Genomic DNA, 15961 nt, shown 5'->3' with positions numbered 1-15961 from the left:
GGGGCCGCCCTCGGCCCTCCCGCCGCGTTTGCCATTGATCTTTCTGCGCCAGCGAGATTTCCTTCCCCCCACGCTTTGGCCGGGGAGACGAGATGGCGCAGAGGTTCGGGGTGACTCGCGAGGTCCGGCGCAGCGTGGCGCTGATCTCGGTGCCGTTCCTCTACGCGATCCTGCTGCTGGCGCTGCCGCTCGGCGCCATCGTGCTGTTCTCGTTCTGGACCCAGGACTTCCTGACCATCGACACGAGCTTCACCCTCGCCAACTACCGCGAGGCGCTGACCCAGCCGATCTACACCCAGCTGATCCTCCGCAGCCTGGCGATCTCGGCGACGGTGACCGTGGCGACGGTGGTGCTGGCCTTTCCAATCGCCTATTTCGTCAGCTTCCACCTGCCGCCGCACCGCAAGTCGCTGTGGCTGTTCCTGATCACCATCCCGTTCTGGACCAGCTACCTGATCCGGGTGTTCCTCTGGAAGGTGATCCTCGGCTACAACGGCGTGCTCAACACCTCGCTCACCGGGCTCGGGCTGATCGACGAGCCGCTGACCTTCATCCTCTACAACGCCAACGCAGTGGTGATCACGCTCGCCCACGCCTTCGCGCCCTTCGCGATCCTGCCGATCTTCGTGGCGCTGGAGAAGATCGACCGCTCGCTGCTCGAGGCGAGCCGCGATCTCGGCGAGAGCCGGTCGACGACGTTCTTCCGGGTGACGCTGCCGCTGGCGATGCCCGGCGTGGTGGCGGCGGTGCTGATCGTGTTCATCCCCACGATCGGCGACTACGTCACCCCGCGCCTCGTCGGCGGGCCCGACGGGCTGATGATCGCCAACATGATCCAGACCCAGTTCCTGCGGCTCAACAACGCCCCGCTCGGCGCGGCCCTGGCGCTGATCGCGATGGTCTGCGTCACCGTGATCGCGCTCGGCTTCGTGTGGCTGAACCGGCGCTGGCTCGGGGGAGACGGAAAATGAGCCTGCGCCTCTACGCCATCGCCTACCTGGTGTTCCTCTACGCGCCGATCCTGCTGCTGCCGGTCTTCGCCTTCAACGACGGCACCATCATCGCCTTCCCGCTGCAGGGCTTCACCACCGAGTGGTTCGGCGAGCTCGGCCGCACCGCGGCGCTGCACGACGCGGTGCAGGCGTCGCTGTTCATCGCGGTGCTGTCGGCGATCCTCGCCACCTGCCTCGGCCTCTGCGCCGCCCGCGCCGGCACCATGGCGAGCTTTCCCGGCAAGCGCGGGGTGATGGGCTTCATCATGCTGCCGCTGGTGCTGCCCGAGATCATCGTCGCGGTCTCGCTGCTGGTCGTGGTGGTGCAGGTGCTCGACCTCGGCCTGTCGAACTGGACCATCATCCTGGCCCACACGCTGATCTGCACGCCGTTCTGCATCGCCATCCTCAACGGCGCCTTCGCCAATCTCGACCCCTCGATGGAGGAGGCGGCGATCGACCTCGGCGAGACCCGCTGGGGGGCGTTCCGGCTGATCACCCTGCCGCTGGTGACGCCGGGGATCGTGTCGTCGCTGCTGATCTCCTTCACCATCTCACTCGACGAGTTCATCATCGCCTTCTTCCTGTCGGGCAACACGCCGACGATGCCGGTCTACATCTGGGGGCTGCTGCGCTTTCCCGAGAAACTGCCGGTGGTGATGGCGCTCGGCACCATCCTCGTCGCGCTGTCGATCCTGCTTCTGACCATCGCCGAGTTCTACCGCCGCCGAGGCCTCGCCCGGGCGGGGCTCAGGGACACCGGAGGGTTCCTTTGACCGACCTGATCACGCTCTCGGGCGTCCACAAGTATTACGGCGACTACCACGCCCTGCGCGGCATCGACCTGACCATCCGGCAGGGCGAGTTCTTCTCGCTGCTCGGGCCGTCGGGCTGCGGCAAGACCACCCTGCTGCGCACCATCGCCGGCTTCGAGGACGCCAGCAGCGGCAGCCTGACCATCGACGGGCGCGACATGAAGCGGGTCGAGGCGCATCACCGGCCCACCAACATGGTGTTCCAGTCCTACGCGATCTTCCCGCACCTCTCCGTCGCCGAGAACGTGGGCTTCGGCCTGCGCCGGGACAAGCGCGCGCGCGCCGACAAGGCCCGCGCGGTGGGCGAGGCGCTCGAGATGGTCGGGCTCGCGGGCTACGGCAACCGCCGCGCCAACGCGCTCTCGGGCGGCCAGCGCCAGCGGGTGGCGCTGGCCCGCGCGCTGATCCTCGAGCCCAAGGTGCTGCTGCTCGACGAGCCGCTCTCGGCGCTCGACAAGAAGATGCGCGAGCAGATGCAGGTCGAGCTGATGCGGCTGCAGCGCGAGGTCGGGATCACCTTCATCCTGGTGACCCACGACCAGGAGGAGGCGCTGGTGATGTCGGACCGCATCGCGGTGATGTTCGAGGGCGAGATCGGCCAGCTCGACGACCCCGAGACGCTCTACCGCCGCCCCGTGAGCCGCCGCGTCGCGGCCTTCATCGGGATGATGAATTTCCTCGACGCCACCATCGCCCCCGCGGGCGCGCGCGTCGCGCTCGACGTCGCCGGCCTCGGCCGCTGCGAGGTGCCCGCCAGCCAGGCCCCCGGCGGCGTGCCCGCCGGCGCGGCGACGGTCGGCATCCGGCCCGAGACGCTGGCGATCCTGTTCGAGGGCGAGAGCGCGCCGGGCCGGGTCGTCGATGGCGTGGTCGACGAGGTCGTCTATTACGGCGACATGACCTACTACGACGTGCGCATCCCCGGCCACGATGCGCCGCTCAACATCTCCATGAAGAACCTGATCGGACGCCCGGTGCTCGAGGTCGGCGCGCCCGCGCGCGTCGCCTGGGACGAGCGCGCGCTGGTGCTGCTCGCGCGCTAGTTCAGCGGCACCGACAGCCGGAAGCCGAACGTCTCCAGCCCCGGGTTGACCCGGTTGATGTCGGCGTTGGAGCGGTGGTCGTAGTACACCCCCACCCGCGCCTCGTTGATGAACTCGTAGGACATCCCGAGCGAGGAGCGGAATTGCAGGCTGCCGCCGAGATAGGGCCCGTCGCCGGTGGCGTGGAAGCCCGGCATCAGCGCGCCCTCGGCGACGAGCCCGGTGTCGAAGAGCGGCATGGCCGTGCGCAGCCCGAAGCCGAGCCAGGCGCTGTTCTCGCTGGAATAGGAGAACCCGACGACGGGCTGGAACGGCCCGCGCGCCTCGCCGGTGGCGTAGTCGGCGAAGATCTCGCCGCCGATGCTCTCCTCCTGGAACTCGAGGTTCGCAACCTGGAACGACAGCCGCGGCGTCACCGGCTCAGGCGCGAGGCAGCCGGTTGCGCAGTGGTTCAGCCTCATGTCGGCGAGGCCGGTGAGCAGGAAGACGAGCGCGATCGTTCCGTCCATGACGAGTCTCCAAATCCGAAGTCACCGGCGACTTAAGGCGCAGCGCCTCCCGCCCGCAAGCACCCCCGGACGTCCCCCCGCCCGGCTGTGTCCCGCCCGCGTCGCCCGCGCGCGCGGCCCAAATCTCTGTCCTGCAAATATCCCCGCCGGAGGCCGGCCCCACGCCTCGGCCCGCGCCCCCCTCAGGCATCCCGCTCCAACAGCCCCAGCCCGCGCAGGTAGACCCCGATCCCGGTCTCCAGCAGGTCCTCCGGCGGAAACGGCGACCGGGTCCCCGGCGAGCCGCGCGCGAACAGCTCCACGACCCCGTGGCTCATCGCCCAGATATGCGCCGAGAACATCTGCGGCGGCGGGCGGCGGTCTTCGGGGATATGGCGCGACAGGTCCGCCGCGGCGCGCTCGAGAACCCCGAGCCCGCGCACCGCGACCGCGTGCAGCTCGGCGTTGCGCTGGATCGAGATGCCGCTCTCGAACATCGCCACGTAGTGGCCCGGGAACTTGCGCGCGAAGGCGAGGTAGGCCCGCCCCGTCGCCTCGAACGCGCCCAGCGCCGAGGGCTGGCCGGACTCGTAGGCGTGCTCCATGAGGTCGGCGAAGATCTCGTAGCCCTGCCGCGCCGCCTCGGCGATCAGGTCTTCGCGGCCCTCGAAATGGCGGTAGACGGCGGCGGGCGTGACGCCGGCCTGCTTGGCGGCCTCCGACAGGGTGAAGCCGGTCGGACCCTTCTCCTCGATGAGGGTCAGGCTGGCGTCGACGAGCGCCTGGCGCAGATTGCCGTGGTGATAGCCGCGCTTAGGCATCCCAGATGTCGGGACCGCCGCAGATCCGGGCGTCGATGTCGCCGATCTTCTCGGGCCGCTTCCCGGTGTAGTCGATCGCGCTCAGCACCGTGCGGATCGCCGCCAGCCGCGCCCGGCGCTTGTCGTCGGAGCGCACGATGGTCCAGGGCGCGGCCTGCGTGTGCGAGCGCTCCAGCGTCTCGCCGATGGCGGCGCTGTAGGCGTCCCACTTCTTCAGCCCCTCCACGTCGATCCACGACAGCTTCCACTGCTTCAGCGGATCGCGCTCGCGCTTGAGGAAGCGGCGCAGCTGCTCGGCGCGGCCCACGTTGAGCCAGAGCTTGACCAGCGTGATGCCCTCGTCGACGAGCATCGACTCGAAATCGGGGAGCTGGTGGAAGAAGCGCTCGCGCTCAGCGTCGGTGCAGAAGCCGAAGACCTTCTCCACCACCCCGCGATTGTACCAGGAGCGGTCGAACAGCACCAGCTCACCCGCCGTCGGCAGGTGCTCCACGTAACGCTGGAAGTACCATTGACCGGCCTCGGTGTCGGACGGCTTGCCCAGCGCGACGAGCCGGGCGACGCGCGGGTTGAGGTTCTCGCGCAGCCGCTTGATCGTGCCGCCCTTGCCGGCGGCGTCGCGGCCCTCGAAGACCACGACGACGCGCTTGCCTTCGGCCTTCACCGCCGCCTGCAGCCGCACCAGCTCCTCCTGCAGGTCGGCCATCGCGTCCTCGTAGGCGGCGCGCGGCATGGCGCTGTCGTAGGGGTAGCGGTCGGACAGGATGTCCTTCTTGCCGGCGCGGCGGATCGCCTCGCGGATCTCGCCGGGGGCATCGTCTTCGAGGAAGGCGGTGATGGCGCCGTCGAAGGGCAGGCTCATGGGGTCACTCCGTGCGGTCCTCGTCCCTTATTGCGGCCCAGCCTCCTCAGCGCAATCCGGCGCGCGCCGCGGCGCGGTCGACGGCGGCGGCGACAGCGTCGGGCACAACGTTGTGGGGCACGTGGCCGATCCCCTCGAGCGCGACGAGGTTGGCACCGTCGACGGCCTCGGCGAGCGGGGTGGCGTGGATGCGGAAGGGGACGGTGTTGTCGGCGGTGCCGTGGACGATCTCGAGCGGCACGTCGATCTCGCCGTAGCGCGGGGCGAGGGCGGCGAGCTCTTCCTTCAGCGTCGCGCGGTGGGCGGCGTTAGCGCGCAGCGACTCGCGCCGCAGAGTCAGCCCGGCGCCGATGTGCTCGGCGTAGCCCTCGGGCATGTCCTGCGGGGCGAAGATCGACTCGATGGCCTCGGTGACATAGCTGCGCGGCACCCAGGCGGTGATGAGCGGCACGGCGATGCGGCCGAGCGCGGACGAATTGATCCGGTAGAGCCAGGGCAGGGGGCCGTCCCAGCGCTGCGAGGGGGCCGAGACGGTGACCAGCGCGGCGAGGCTGTCGGGCCGCGTCACGCCCCAGGCGAGCGCCACCGCGCCGCCGTAGCTCTGGCCGAGCACGATTGGGCGCTCGGCGCCCAGCGCCGCGGCGGCCTGCTGCAGCAGCGCGGCCTGCGCGACGATGCCCTCGTCGCCCTCGAGCCGGTCGGTGTAGCCGAGGCCGGGGCGGTCGAAGATGATGACGCGGTAGCGCTCGGCGAGCATCGGCGCGAGCCGGAAGGTGAAGTCGCGCGTGTTTCCCGACGAGCCGTGGATCAGCACGAGGTCCGGGCCCTCGCCCATGATCACGGCGTGTACGGTGGTGTCGTCGATCTCCACCAGCTCGCCCGTCGGCGGATAGGCCGCTTCGGCGGCGGACTCGCGCTCGGAGGCGCGGTAGCGGGTGGCGAGGCCGGCGGCGACGACGGCCAGCAGCAGCAACAGGGCGAGCTTCATCACAGGCTCCTTTCGCGCACAGCCACGAGGGCGGGGCCGGGAAGTTTCCTCAGCCGCGCAGATCGGTGGTGCTGCGGCCGATCTGGGTCATGTCGAACGGGGTGGTAAGGTAGATCTCGGAGATCCAGTTGCCGAACAGCAGGTGTGCGTGGCTGCGCCAGCGGTTGAGCGGCACCTGCGCGGGGTCGTCGCCGGGATAGTAGTTGCACGGCACCCCGACCACCTCGCCGCGCGCGGCGTCGCGGTCGTACTCCTCCTTGAGGGTGTGGCTGTCATACTCGAGGTGATTGAAGATGTAGAGCGCGCGGTGCGCCTTGTCCTGCACGAGGCAGGGGCCGGTGTCGGTGCTGTCGATCAGGATCTCGAGCCCCGGCCGCGCCGCGATCTCCTCGCGCCGCACCTCCGTCCAGCGCGAGACGGGGATGACGCAATCGTCGGAGAAGCCGCGCAGGTAGGGGCTGTCGGGGGCGAGGGTCTGGTGGCGGTAGCAGCCGAAGGACTTCGCCGGCAGCATGTGCTTCTTCACGCCGTGGAAGTGGTTGATCATCGCCATCCCGCCCCAGCAGACGCCGAAGGTGGAGTGGACGTTGGTCTGGGTCCAGTCGAAGACCTGTTTCAGCTCGTCCCAGTAGGTCACCTCCTCGAACGGCAGGTGCTCGATGGGCGCGCCGGTGATGACGAGCCCGTCGTAGGTCTCGCCGCTCGCCGCGACCTCGTCGAAGGGGCGGTAGAAGGCCTCCATGTGCTCGGCGGCGGTGGTCTTGGCCTGGTGCGCGCTCATGCGGATGAGCTGGAAGTCGATCTGCAGCGGCGTCGCGCCGATCAGCCGGGCGAACTGCGTCTCGGTCTGGATCTTCTTGGGCATCAGGTTGAGCAGGCCGATCCGGAGCGGACGGATATCCTGGTGCGCGGCCTGGCCCTCGTCCATCACCATCACCCCCTCGCGCGAGAGGACGTTGTAGGCGGGCAGGTCGGACGGCAGGGTGATGGGCATCGGTCTCTCCGGATGGGCCCTCGGAGAGGTAGGCAAAAGTGCGGGAGGTCTCAAGGGACGGGGTGGAGACGGCGGCGCGCGTGGAGCCGGAGGCGACTGGCGGCTGAGGGTGGGCTGTCGGGCCGCCGTAGGGCGGGCTTCAGCCCGCCAGCCGGGTGCAGTGACGGGCCGCCGTATCTCTGGTTTCGGTCTCTTATGGACGATGCGCCGATGCCCGGTGGCCTCGGGGGAGGCGGGCGGAAGCCGCCAGACAGGGTATATCGACGGGCCGCGTCATCTCCTCCTGATCCGGTCTCTGATGGACGACCCGCCGATCACGGGTGGCGGAGGGGAAGGTGGGCCGAAGCCCGTCATCCGGGCTAGCTCGACGAGCGGCGTCGTCTGCTCCTGATCCCGGTCTGTGATGAACGACCCGCGTATAATTGGTGGCGCAGGGGGAGGCGGGCTGAAGCCCGCCCTACGGCCCGGCCCGAGGAACCGCTCCCCGCCGCGCCGCTCCGCGCCGCGCACGACAGCCCGGCCCCGCCCGCGTCACGCGCCGATCGCCACCCGCTCGGGGGTGAACGCCTCGGGCTCGGGGTCGCGCAGGACGTAGCCGCGGCCCCAGACCGTCTCGATGTAGTTCTCGCCGTCGGTGGCGGTGGCGAGCTTCTTGCGCAGCTTGCAGATGAAGACGTCGATGATCTTCAGCTCGGGCTCGTCCATGCCGCCGTAGAGGTGGTTGAGGAACATCTCCTTCGTCAGCGTGGTGCCCTTGCGCAGCGAGAGCAGCTCGAACATCTGGTATTCCTTGCCCGTCAGGTGGACCGGCACGCCGTCGACCTCCACCGTCTTGGCGTCGAGATTCACCAGGATGCGCCCCGTCTTGATGATCGACTGGGCGTGCCCCTTCGAGCGGCGGATGATGGCGTGGATGCGCGCGACGAGCTCTTCGCGGTGGAACGGCTTGGTGAGGTAATCGTCGGCCCCGAAACCGAAGCTGCGCAGCTTGCTCTCGGTGCCGTCGTCGCCGGTGAGCACCAGGATCGGCGTCTCGATCCGCGCGAGGCGCAGCTGGCGCAGGACCTCGAGCCCGTTCATGTCGGGCAGGTTGAGGTCGAGCAGGATCAGGTCGTAGTCGTAGAGCTTGGCAAGATCGATACCCTCTTCGCCGAGGTCCGTCGCGTAGACGTTCAGGTTGGCGTGGGTGAGCATCAGCTCGATGCTCCGCGACGTGGTCGGATCGTCTTCAACAAGCAAGACACGCATCCGCTATCTCCTCTTCTCCGGTCCCGAGCCCCTTCATCGCGCAAAGAGGTTAACCCAACGTTACCGTGTGGTACACGATGGCACGATCTACCTAGAGTTGTCTATACTTCTGCAACGCCGTGGTGCGCAGGGCGGCCTCCCCGTGCGCCTCCACCGCACGCTCCCACCCCTCGAACTCCTCCTCCGACAGCCCGTAGGTCTCCAGCGCATGCTCGCGCGTGACCAGCCCGAAGGCAACCGCCCGGACCACCGCCGCCTTGCGCGACGCGACCCAGCGCACCGTCGTCTCCGGCGGCAGGTCCGCCCGTGTCATCACCGTGCCGTCCGGCAGCCGGACCGATCTCGGCCCCTCGATCTTGCGCAGATACATCCCGCACTCCCGCTCCTTCGTCTCGCGGCCACCATGCCGCAGCAGCCTTAAGCAGGCGTGAAGCGGGGGGTTGAGAATGTCTTGCATTTTCCTATATTCCGCGCTCTTCGCCGCGGAGTCGTCCATGCCCCTCGATCAGCCCCTGAATTCGCTCGGTTTCGCCAAGCCGCCGGCCCAGACGCGCGTCGTCGTGGCGATGTCGGGCGGCGTGGATTCGTCCGTCGTCGCCGCCGAGCTCGCCCGCGAGGGCTACGACGTGGTCGGCGTGACGCTGCAGCTCTACGATCACGGCGCGGCGCTGGCCAGGAAGGGCGCCTGCTGCGCCGGCCGCGACATCCACGACGCGCGCCGCGTGGCCGAGGAGATGGGCTTTCCCCACTACGTGCTCGACTACGAGAACGTCTTCAAGGACGCGGTGATCGACGAGTTCGCCGACAGCTACCTCGCCGGGGCGACGCCGGTGCCCTGCATCCGCTGCAACGAGCGCGTGAAGTTCAAGGACCTGCTCGAGACCGCCCGCGATCTCGACGCCGACTGCATGGCGACGGGCCACTACATCCAGCGCAAGATGGGCGCCCACGGCCCCGAGCTGCACAGCGCCGCCGATGCCGCGCGCGACCAGTCCTACTTCCTGTTCTCGACCACCCCCGAGCAGCTCGCCTACCTGCGCTTCCCGCTCGGCCACCTCGCCTCCAAGGCCGAGACCCGCGCGCTCGCCGGCCGCCACGGCCTGCCGGTCGCCGACAAGCCCGACAGCCAGGACATCTGCTTCGTGCCCAACGGCAATTACGCCAGCGTCATCGAGAAGCTGCGCCCGGGCGCGGCCGAGCCGGGCGACATCGTCGACACCGAGGGACGCGTGCTCGGCACCCACCGCGGGCTGATCCACTACACGATCGGCCAGCGGCGCGGGCTCGGCATCGGCGGCCTCGCCGATCCGCTCTACGTGGTGAAGCTCGACGTCGACACCCGCCGCGTGGTCGTGGGCCCCAAGGAGCTGCTCGCCACCCGCACGGTGCCGGTGCGCGAGATCAACTGGCTCGGCGATGGCGGCTTCCTCGAGGGCGGCCCGCGCGAGATCTCGGTCAAGGTCCGCTCCACCCGCCCGCCGACCGAGGCGCTGCTGCGCCCGATCAGCGCCACCGAGGCCGAGGTCGAGCTGCTGACGCCCGAGGAAGGCGTCTCGCCGGGGCAGGCCTGCGTGTTCTACGAGACCGGCGGCACCCGGGTGCTCGGCGGCGGCTGGATCTGGCGCGGCCACTAAGCAACTTCGCACTGGCGCAGCGCCGCCCGCGCCCCTAACCCTCGGGGCATGATCTACGATTCCTCCGCCGCCTGGCGCGGTGCCGCCCACAAGCGCCTGCTGTTCTTCGGCATGTCCGGCCTCGGCAAGACCCGCCTCGCGGCGATGCTGCGCGAGGGGGGCGACTGGTTCCACTACTCGATCGACTACCGCATCGGCACCCGCTACATGGGCGAGCTGATCGCTGACAACGCCAAGCGCGAGGCGATGAGGGTGCCGCTGCTGCGCGAGCTGCTGATGACCGATTCGATCTACATCGGCTCCAACATCACCTTCGACAACCTCGCCCCGCTCTCCACCTATCTCGGCAAGCCCGGCGACCCGGCCCGCGGCGGGCTGCCGTTCGCCGACTACGTCCGCCGCCAGGCCGAGCACCGCGACGCCGAGACTGCCGCCCTGCTCGACACCGGCCACTTCATCGACCGCGCCGGGAGCCTCTACGGCTATCCGCACTTCGTCTGCGACACCGGCGGCTCGATCTGCGAGGTCGTCGACCCCGACGACCCGGCCGATCCGATCCTGACCCATCTTTCCGAGCGCCTGCTCATGGTCTGGATCCGTGGCAGCGAGGCCCACACCGACGCGCTGGTGCGCCGCTTCGACAGGGCGCCCAAGCCGATGTACTACGCCCCGGCCTTCCTCGAGGCCTGCTGGTCGGCCTACCTCGCCGAGACCGGCACCGCCCCGGGGGCGGTCGACCCGGACGCCTTCATCCGCTGGACCTACGCCCGCGCCATGGCGCACCGCGAGCCGCTCTACGCGGGCATGGCGCGCTGGGGCGTCACGCTGGAGGCCTCCGACGTCGCCGAGGTGCGCGACGAGGCCGACATCACCGCCCTCGTCGCCGACGCCCTCGACCGCCGCGCGAGTTGAGCGCCGCCGCCCCCGTCTCTGTCCTGCAAATATCCCCGCCGGAGGCTCCGCCCTCGCCACCCCCCGCCGCCCCCGCGGCGCGGCGCGCCCGGACTGGACGGCGCCGGCGGGGCGACCTAACCATGAGCCCCGAAACGCCGCCGGGAGGCCACCTTGAGCGCTGACGACGATCTCGACCGGATGAGCCCCGAGGAGGCCACGGCGGAACTGGCGCGGCTCGCCGCCGAACTCGCCGCCGCCGACGCCGCCTACCACGGCGCCGACGCGCCGATCATGGACGACGCCGCCTACGACGCGCTCAAGCGGCGCAACGCCGCCCTCGAGGCGCGCTTTCCCGAGCTGATGCGGGCCGACAGCCCCACCGGGCAGGTCGGCGCGGCCCCGGCGGCGGGGTTCGGCAAGGTGACGCACCGGGTGCGGATGCTGTCGCTGTTAAACGCCTTCGAGGAGGCCGACATCCGCGACTTCGACGACGGCGTGCGCCGCTACCTCGGCCTCGCCGCCGACGCCCCCCTGCGCTACACCGCCGAGCCCAAGATCGACGGGCTGTCGCTGTCGCTGCGCTACGAGGACGGCCGGCTCGTGCAGGCGGCGACGCGCGGCGACGGCACGACGGGCGAGAACGTCACCGACAACGCCCGCACCATCGACGACATCCCCGATCGGCTAGAGGGCGCGCCCGACGTGCTCGAGGTGCGCGGCGAGGTCTACATGAGCCACGCCGACTTCGCCGCCCTCAACGCCCGCCAGTCCGAGGCGGCGGGCAAGACCTTCGCCAACCCGAGGAACGCCGCCGCCGGCTCGCTGCGCCAGCTCGACCCGGAGATCACCCGCGCGCGTCCGCTGCGCTTCTTCGCCTATGCGTGGGGCGAGCTGTCGGCGCCGCTGGCCGAGACCCAGATGGGCGCGATCGAGCGGCTCGGCGCGCTGGGTTTCCAGGTGAACCCGCTGACCCGGCTCTGCGACGGGCCCGACAAGATGATCGCCCACTACCGCGCCATCGAGGCGCAGCGCGCCACGCTCGGCTACGACATCGACGGCGTCGTCTACAAGGTCGACGACCTCGCCCTGCAGTCCCGGCTCGGCTTCCGCTCGACCACCCCGCGTTGGGCGACGGCCCACAAGTTCCCCGCCGAACTGGCCTGGACCCGGCTTGAGCGAATCGAGATCCAGGTCGGCCGCACCGGCGCGCTGAGCCCGGTCGCGCGGCTGACGCCGGTGACGGTGGGCGGCGTCGTCGTCTCCAACGCGACGCTGCACAACGAGGACTACATCGCCGGCCGCGCCGCCTCGGGCGACGAGATCCGCGGCGGCAAGGACATCCGCGAGGGCGACTGGGTGCAGGTCTACCGCGCCGGTGACGTGATCCCGAAGGTCGCCGACGTCGACCTGGCGCAGCGGCCCGCCGACGCCGCGCCTTACGTCTTCCCCGAGACCTGTCCGGAATGCGGCTCGGAGGCGGTGCGCGAGGAGGGCGACGCGGTGCGGCGCTGCACCGGCGGGCTGGTCTGCCCGGCCCAGGCGGTCGAGAAGCTCAAGCACTTCGTCTCCCGCGCCGCCTTCGACATCGAGGGGCTGGGCGCCAAGCAGGTCGAGCAGTTCTACCACGACGAGTGGATCACCGAGCCCGCCGACATCTTCACCCTGCGCGACCGCTACGGGCCGGGCAAGCTGACCCAGCTCAAGAACCGCGAGGGCTGGGGCGAGAAGTCGGCCGAGAACCTGTTCGACGCCATCGAGGAGCGGCGCACCATCGCGCTCGCCCGGCTGGTCTTCGCGCTCGGCATCCGCCACGTGGGCGAGGTCGCCGCCTCCGATCTCGCGCGCCACTTCTCCACCTGGGAGGCGCTCGTCGCCACCGTCGACGCCGCCGCCCCCGCCGCCCACCGGGTGCAGGCCGCCGAGGCCGCGCTGCTCGCCGAGCGCGCGGCGGCCAGGGACGAGGGCCGCCGCGCGCGGCTGGCGGAGGTGCGCGACAGGGTCTGGGCCGAGCCGCCGCTGCCCGAGGGGGCGCGCGCCGCGTGGGACGAGATCGTCGGCATCGAGGGCATCGGCGCCACCGTCGCCCGGAGCCTGGTGCTGACCATGGCGCAGGAGGCCGAGCGCGCCTCCATCGACCGCCTCGCCGCCGGGCTGACCATCGAGCCCGCCGAGCAGGTGGCGACCGACAGCCCCGTCGCCGGCAAGACCATCGTCTTCACCGGCAGCCTCGAGAAGATGACCCGCGCCGAGGCGAAGGCCCGCGCCGAGGCGCTCGGCGCTAAGGTCTCGGGCTCGGTCAGCGCCAAGACCGATCTCGTCGTCGCGGGGCCGGGGGCGGGGAGCAAGGGCAAGAAGGCCGCAGAGCTCGGCATCGAGACCATTGACGAGGACGCGTGGCTCGCGCTGATCGGGGCGTGAGCGGCCGGCCCGAGCCGCTCTGGCCGCTGTTCGCCGACCTCTCCGAGCTCGACGGCATCGGCCCGAAGACCGCCAAGGCGCTCGCCGGCGCGGGGATCGGGAAGCCGCGCGACATGCTCTTCACGCTGCCCCATTCGGGCATCGACCGCACCCTGCGCGCCACGGTGCGCGAGGTGGTGCCGCCGGCCACCGCGACGGTCGAGGTGGAGATCGGCGCGCACCACCCGCCCTCCGGGCCGTCGCGGCCCTACCGCGTTACCGTGCGCGACGCGGAGACCGACTTCCAGCTCGTGTTCTTCCGCGCCCGCGGCGAGTGGATGCGCAAGCAGCTTCCGACCGGGCAGCGGCGGATCGTGTCGGGCAAGGTCGAGCTGTTCGACGGCATAGCGCAGATGGTCCATCCCGACCACATCGTCACCCGCGCCGAGGCCGAGGCGCTGCCGTCCTACGAGCCGGTCTACCCGCTCTCTGGCGGGGTGACGCAGAAGCTGATGTGGCGCGCCACCCGCTCGGCGCTCGAGCGGGCGCCCCGGCTGGCGGAGTGGATCGATCCCGGCCTGATGCTGCGCGAGGGCTGGCCGAGCTGGCACGCCGCGCTCCATGCCGCCCACGCGCCCGCCTCCGGCGCGGCGCTCGCGCCGACCGATCCGGCGCGCCGGCGGCTGGCGTACGACGAGTTCCTCGCCCACCAGATCACCCTCGCGCTCGCCCGCGCCTCGATGCGCCGGGGCCGGGGCCGTGCGACGGCGGGCGACGGCGCGCTGCGCGAGCGGGTGCTCGCCGCGCTGCCCTACGCGCCCACCGGCGCCCAGACCCGCGCCATCTCGGAGATCGCCGCCGACATGGCCGCCGAGACCCGGATGAACCGCCTGCTCCAGGGCGACGTCGGCGCCGGCAAGACGCTGGTGGCGCTGATGGCGCTGCTGGTCGCGGTCGAGGCGGGCGGGCAGGGGGTGATGATGGCCCCCACCGAGATCCTCGCCCGCCAGCACCACGAGGGCCTGCGCCCGCTCGCCGCCTCGGCGGGGATCCGGCTCGAGCTGCTCACCGGCCGCGACAAGGGGCGCGTGCGGGACGACAAGCTCACGGCGCTGGCCGCCGGCGAGATCGACGTGCTGGTCGGCACCCACGCCGTGTTCCAGAAGGACGTCACCTTCGCCGACCTGCGCCTCGCGGTGGTCGACGAACAGCACCGCTTCGGCGTCGCGCAGCGGATGGAACTCGGCGCGAAGGGCGCGCGCGCCGACGTGCTGGTGATGACCGCGACCCCGATCCCGCGCTCGCTGTCGCTGGCCCAGTATGGCGACATGGACGTTTCGATCCTCGACGAGAAGCCCGCCGGCCGGCTGCCGATCAAGACCTCGATGATCTCGGCGGGGCGCATCGACGAGGTCGTGGTGTCGCTGCGCCGGGCGCTCGCCGAGGGGCGGCGGGCCTACTGGGTGTGCCCGCTGGTCGACGAGAGCGAGGTCTCCGAGCTCACCGCCGCCGAGGCGCGCCACAAGATGCTGCGCGCGGCGCTCGGCGAGGGGGTGGTGACCCTGGTGCACGGCCAGATGCCCCCGGCGCAGAAGGATGCCGCCATGGCCGACTTCGCCGCCGGGCGCGCGCAGGTGCTGGTGGCGACGACGGTGATCGAGGTGGGGGTCGACGTGCCCGAGGCGTCGATCATGGTGATCGAGGGCGCCGAGAGCTTCGGCCTCGCCCAGCTCCACCAGCTGCGCGGCCGGGTCGGGCGCGGCGCGGCGGCCTCGACCTGCCTGCTCCTCTACCGCCCGCCGCTCTCCGAGACCGGCCGCCGCCGCCTCGAGATCCTGCGCGAGACGGAGGACGGCTTCCGCATCGCCGAGGAGGATCTCGCCATGCGCGGCGCGGGCGACCTGATCGGCACCGCCCAGTCTGGCCTGCCGCGCTTCCGCATCGGCGATGTCGAGCGGCAGGCGGCGCTGATGGCCGTCGCGCAGTCGGATGCGCGCAAGCTGCTGCATGACGATCCCGACCTGTCGAGCGAGCGCGGGCAGGCGGTCAGGATGCTCCTGTGGCTGATGGAGCAGGACAAGGCGATCCGGCTAATTACGGTCGGCTAAGAGACCCGGGAGCAATTTGTTCGCGTTTGTTCCCATTTAGTTCTTTACACTGACGCCGGGGTATGGGAACAAAGCGGCAACAGACACGGAGGGAGACGCACCAATGGCCAAGGACCTCAAGCGCGCGGTGTTCCACAGCAGAGACACGCTGCTTGCCGACAGTCTCGGCGCGGCTTCCCTCATGGTGATCCTGTTCGTCGCCCTGTCCCTGCCCGGACTGGTCTGACTGCCGACTGCCCGGCCTCTCGCGCCGACCCGCCACCGCACGCCGCCCACCTGTCCCGGGCGCGTGCCCATCGGACCGACCTGCCTGTCCCGTCGGTCCACGGGGTTGCCTCCCCCGCCGGCGGGTCCGGGTCCCACGCGAGACGGCTTTCCCTGCCGCCGCCATCCCTCGTGATGCGCGGCGGCTTTTTCTTTGGCGCCGGCGTGCGCGGCGCCCGTAGACCGAGCGGCGGACGGTGGCGGCCGGGGCACCACGCGCGCGTAGGCCGGGCTTCAGCCCGGCGGCGGCCGGGGTGCCCCGCGTGCGTAGGCCGGGCTTCAGCCCGGCCGCCGACGGTGGGCCGCGTACGGTGGCCGACGCGACTCGTGTGCGTAGGCCGGGCTTCAGCCCGGCGGCGGACGGTGGGCCGCGCGCGGCGGCCGGGTGACAAGCCTGCGTAGGCCGGGGTTCG

The 15961-nt window shown here is 70.9% G+C and carries 15 protein-coding genes; 8 read left to right on the top strand and 7 right to left on the bottom strand.

Going from position 1 to position 15961, the window contains the following annotated elements:
- Positions 1-92: 92 nt before the first annotated feature.
- Genes OG2516_RS03110 through OG2516_RS03100 form a run of 3 tightly spaced genes read left to right on the top strand, consistent with a single transcriptional unit; the run spans position 93 to position 2850 of the window.
- Entirely contained in the window at positions 93-971 is an 879-nt protein-coding gene (locus OG2516_RS03110; protein ID WP_007254157.1) for an ABC transporter permease, read from the top strand.
- Positions 968-1768 (top strand): ABC transporter permease, encoded by an 801-nt coding sequence (locus OG2516_RS03105; protein ID WP_007254156.1) that lies wholly within the window; start codon positions 968-970, stop codon positions 1766-1768. Before OG2516_RS03110 ends, OG2516_RS03105 begins: the two co-directional genes overlap by 4 nt.
- Positions 1765-2850, top strand: coding sequence for an ABC transporter ATP-binding protein (locus OG2516_RS03100; protein ID WP_007254155.1), 1086 nt, complete (start codon positions 1765-1767; stop codon positions 2848-2850). The genes OG2516_RS03105 and OG2516_RS03100 overlap by 4 nt, the downstream gene beginning before the upstream one ends.
- Here OG2516_RS03100 and OG2516_RS03095 read toward each other — a convergent pair.
- The 7 genes from OG2516_RS03095 to sciP form a co-directional block, all read right to left on the bottom strand.
- Positions 2847-3359 (bottom strand): acyloxyacyl hydrolase, encoded by a 513-nt coding sequence (locus tag OG2516_RS03095; RefSeq protein WP_007254154.1) that lies wholly within the window; start codon positions 3357-3359, stop codon positions 2847-2849. The genes OG2516_RS03100 and OG2516_RS03095 overlap by 4 nt on opposite strands.
- Before the next feature lie 182 nt (positions 3360-3541).
- Positions 3542-4159, bottom strand: coding sequence for a TetR/AcrR family transcriptional regulator (locus tag OG2516_RS03090; protein WP_007254153.1), 618 nt, complete (start codon positions 4157-4159; stop codon positions 3542-3544).
- The gene (ppk2, locus tag OG2516_RS03085) at positions 4152-5021 is read right to left on the bottom strand and encodes a polyphosphate kinase 2 (RefSeq protein WP_007254152.1); all 870 of its coding nucleotides are present in this window, start codon (positions 5019-5021) and stop codon (positions 4152-4154) included. Before ppk2 ends, OG2516_RS03090 begins: the two co-directional genes overlap by 8 nt.
- Before the next feature lie 46 nt (positions 5022-5067).
- The gene (locus OG2516_RS03080) at positions 5068-6009 is read right to left on the bottom strand and encodes an alpha/beta fold hydrolase (RefSeq protein ID WP_007254151.1); all 942 of its coding nucleotides are present in this window, start codon (positions 6007-6009) and stop codon (positions 5068-5070) included.
- Between the two features lie 49 nt (positions 6010-6058).
- On the bottom strand, positions 6059-7003 hold the full coding sequence (locus OG2516_RS03075; protein ID WP_007254150.1) for a homoserine O-succinyltransferase: 945 nt from the start codon (positions 7001-7003) through the stop codon (positions 6059-6061).
- 531 nt (positions 7004-7534) lie between these two features.
- Positions 7535-8251 carry a response regulator transcription factor CtrA gene (gene ctrA / locus OG2516_RS03070; protein ID WP_007254149.1) on the bottom strand — a complete coding sequence of 239 codons (717 nt, stop codon included), beginning with the start codon at positions 8249-8251 and terminating at the stop codon, positions 7535-7537.
- Positions 8252-8342: 91 nt separating this feature from the next.
- Entirely contained in the window at positions 8343-8621 is a 279-nt protein-coding gene (sciP, locus tag OG2516_RS03065; protein WP_040615402.1) for a CtrA inhibitor SciP, read from the bottom strand.
- 124 nt (positions 8622-8745) lie between these two features.
- Between sciP and mnmA the strand changes: the two genes are divergently transcribed.
- The 5 genes from mnmA (at position 8746) to OG2516_RS20845 (ending at position 15510) form a co-directional block, all read left to right on the top strand.
- Positions 8746-9885 (top strand): tRNA 2-thiouridine(34) synthase MnmA, encoded by a 1140-nt coding sequence (mnmA, locus tag OG2516_RS03060; protein ID WP_007254147.1) that lies wholly within the window; start codon positions 8746-8748, stop codon positions 9883-9885.
- 48 nt (positions 9886-9933) lie between these two features.
- Positions 9934-10797: a hypothetical protein gene (locus OG2516_RS03055; RefSeq protein WP_007254146.1), complete on the top strand. Its 864-nt coding sequence runs from the start codon at positions 9934-9936 to the stop codon at positions 10795-10797.
- A 180-nt stretch (positions 10798-10977) separates the two neighbouring features.
- Complete coding sequence (gene ligA / locus OG2516_RS03050; RefSeq protein ID WP_007254145.1) at positions 10978-13197, top strand: NAD-dependent DNA ligase LigA; 2220 nt, start codon at positions 10978-10980, stop codon at positions 13195-13197.
- On the top strand, positions 13194-15284 hold the full coding sequence (gene recG, locus OG2516_RS03045) for an ATP-dependent DNA helicase RecG (RefSeq protein ID WP_007254144.1): 2091 nt from the start codon (positions 13194-13196) through the stop codon (positions 15282-15284). The genes ligA and recG overlap by 4 nt, the downstream gene beginning before the upstream one ends.
- Before the next feature lie 103 nt (positions 15285-15387).
- Positions 15388-15510, top strand: a complete 123-nt coding sequence (locus tag OG2516_RS20845; protein WP_007254143.1) for a hypothetical protein — start codon at positions 15388-15390, stop codon at positions 15508-15510.
- The last annotated feature ends 451 nt before the right edge of the window (positions 15511-15961 follow it).

Source organism: Oceanicola granulosus HTCC2516 (assembly GCF_000153305.1).
Classification (GTDB): domain Bacteria; phylum Pseudomonadota; class Alphaproteobacteria; order Rhodobacterales; family Rhodobacteraceae; genus Oceanicola; species Oceanicola granulosus.
The sequence above is the reverse complement of the archived record's forward strand: the minus strand, read 5'-3'. Positions and strand labels throughout refer to the sequence as shown.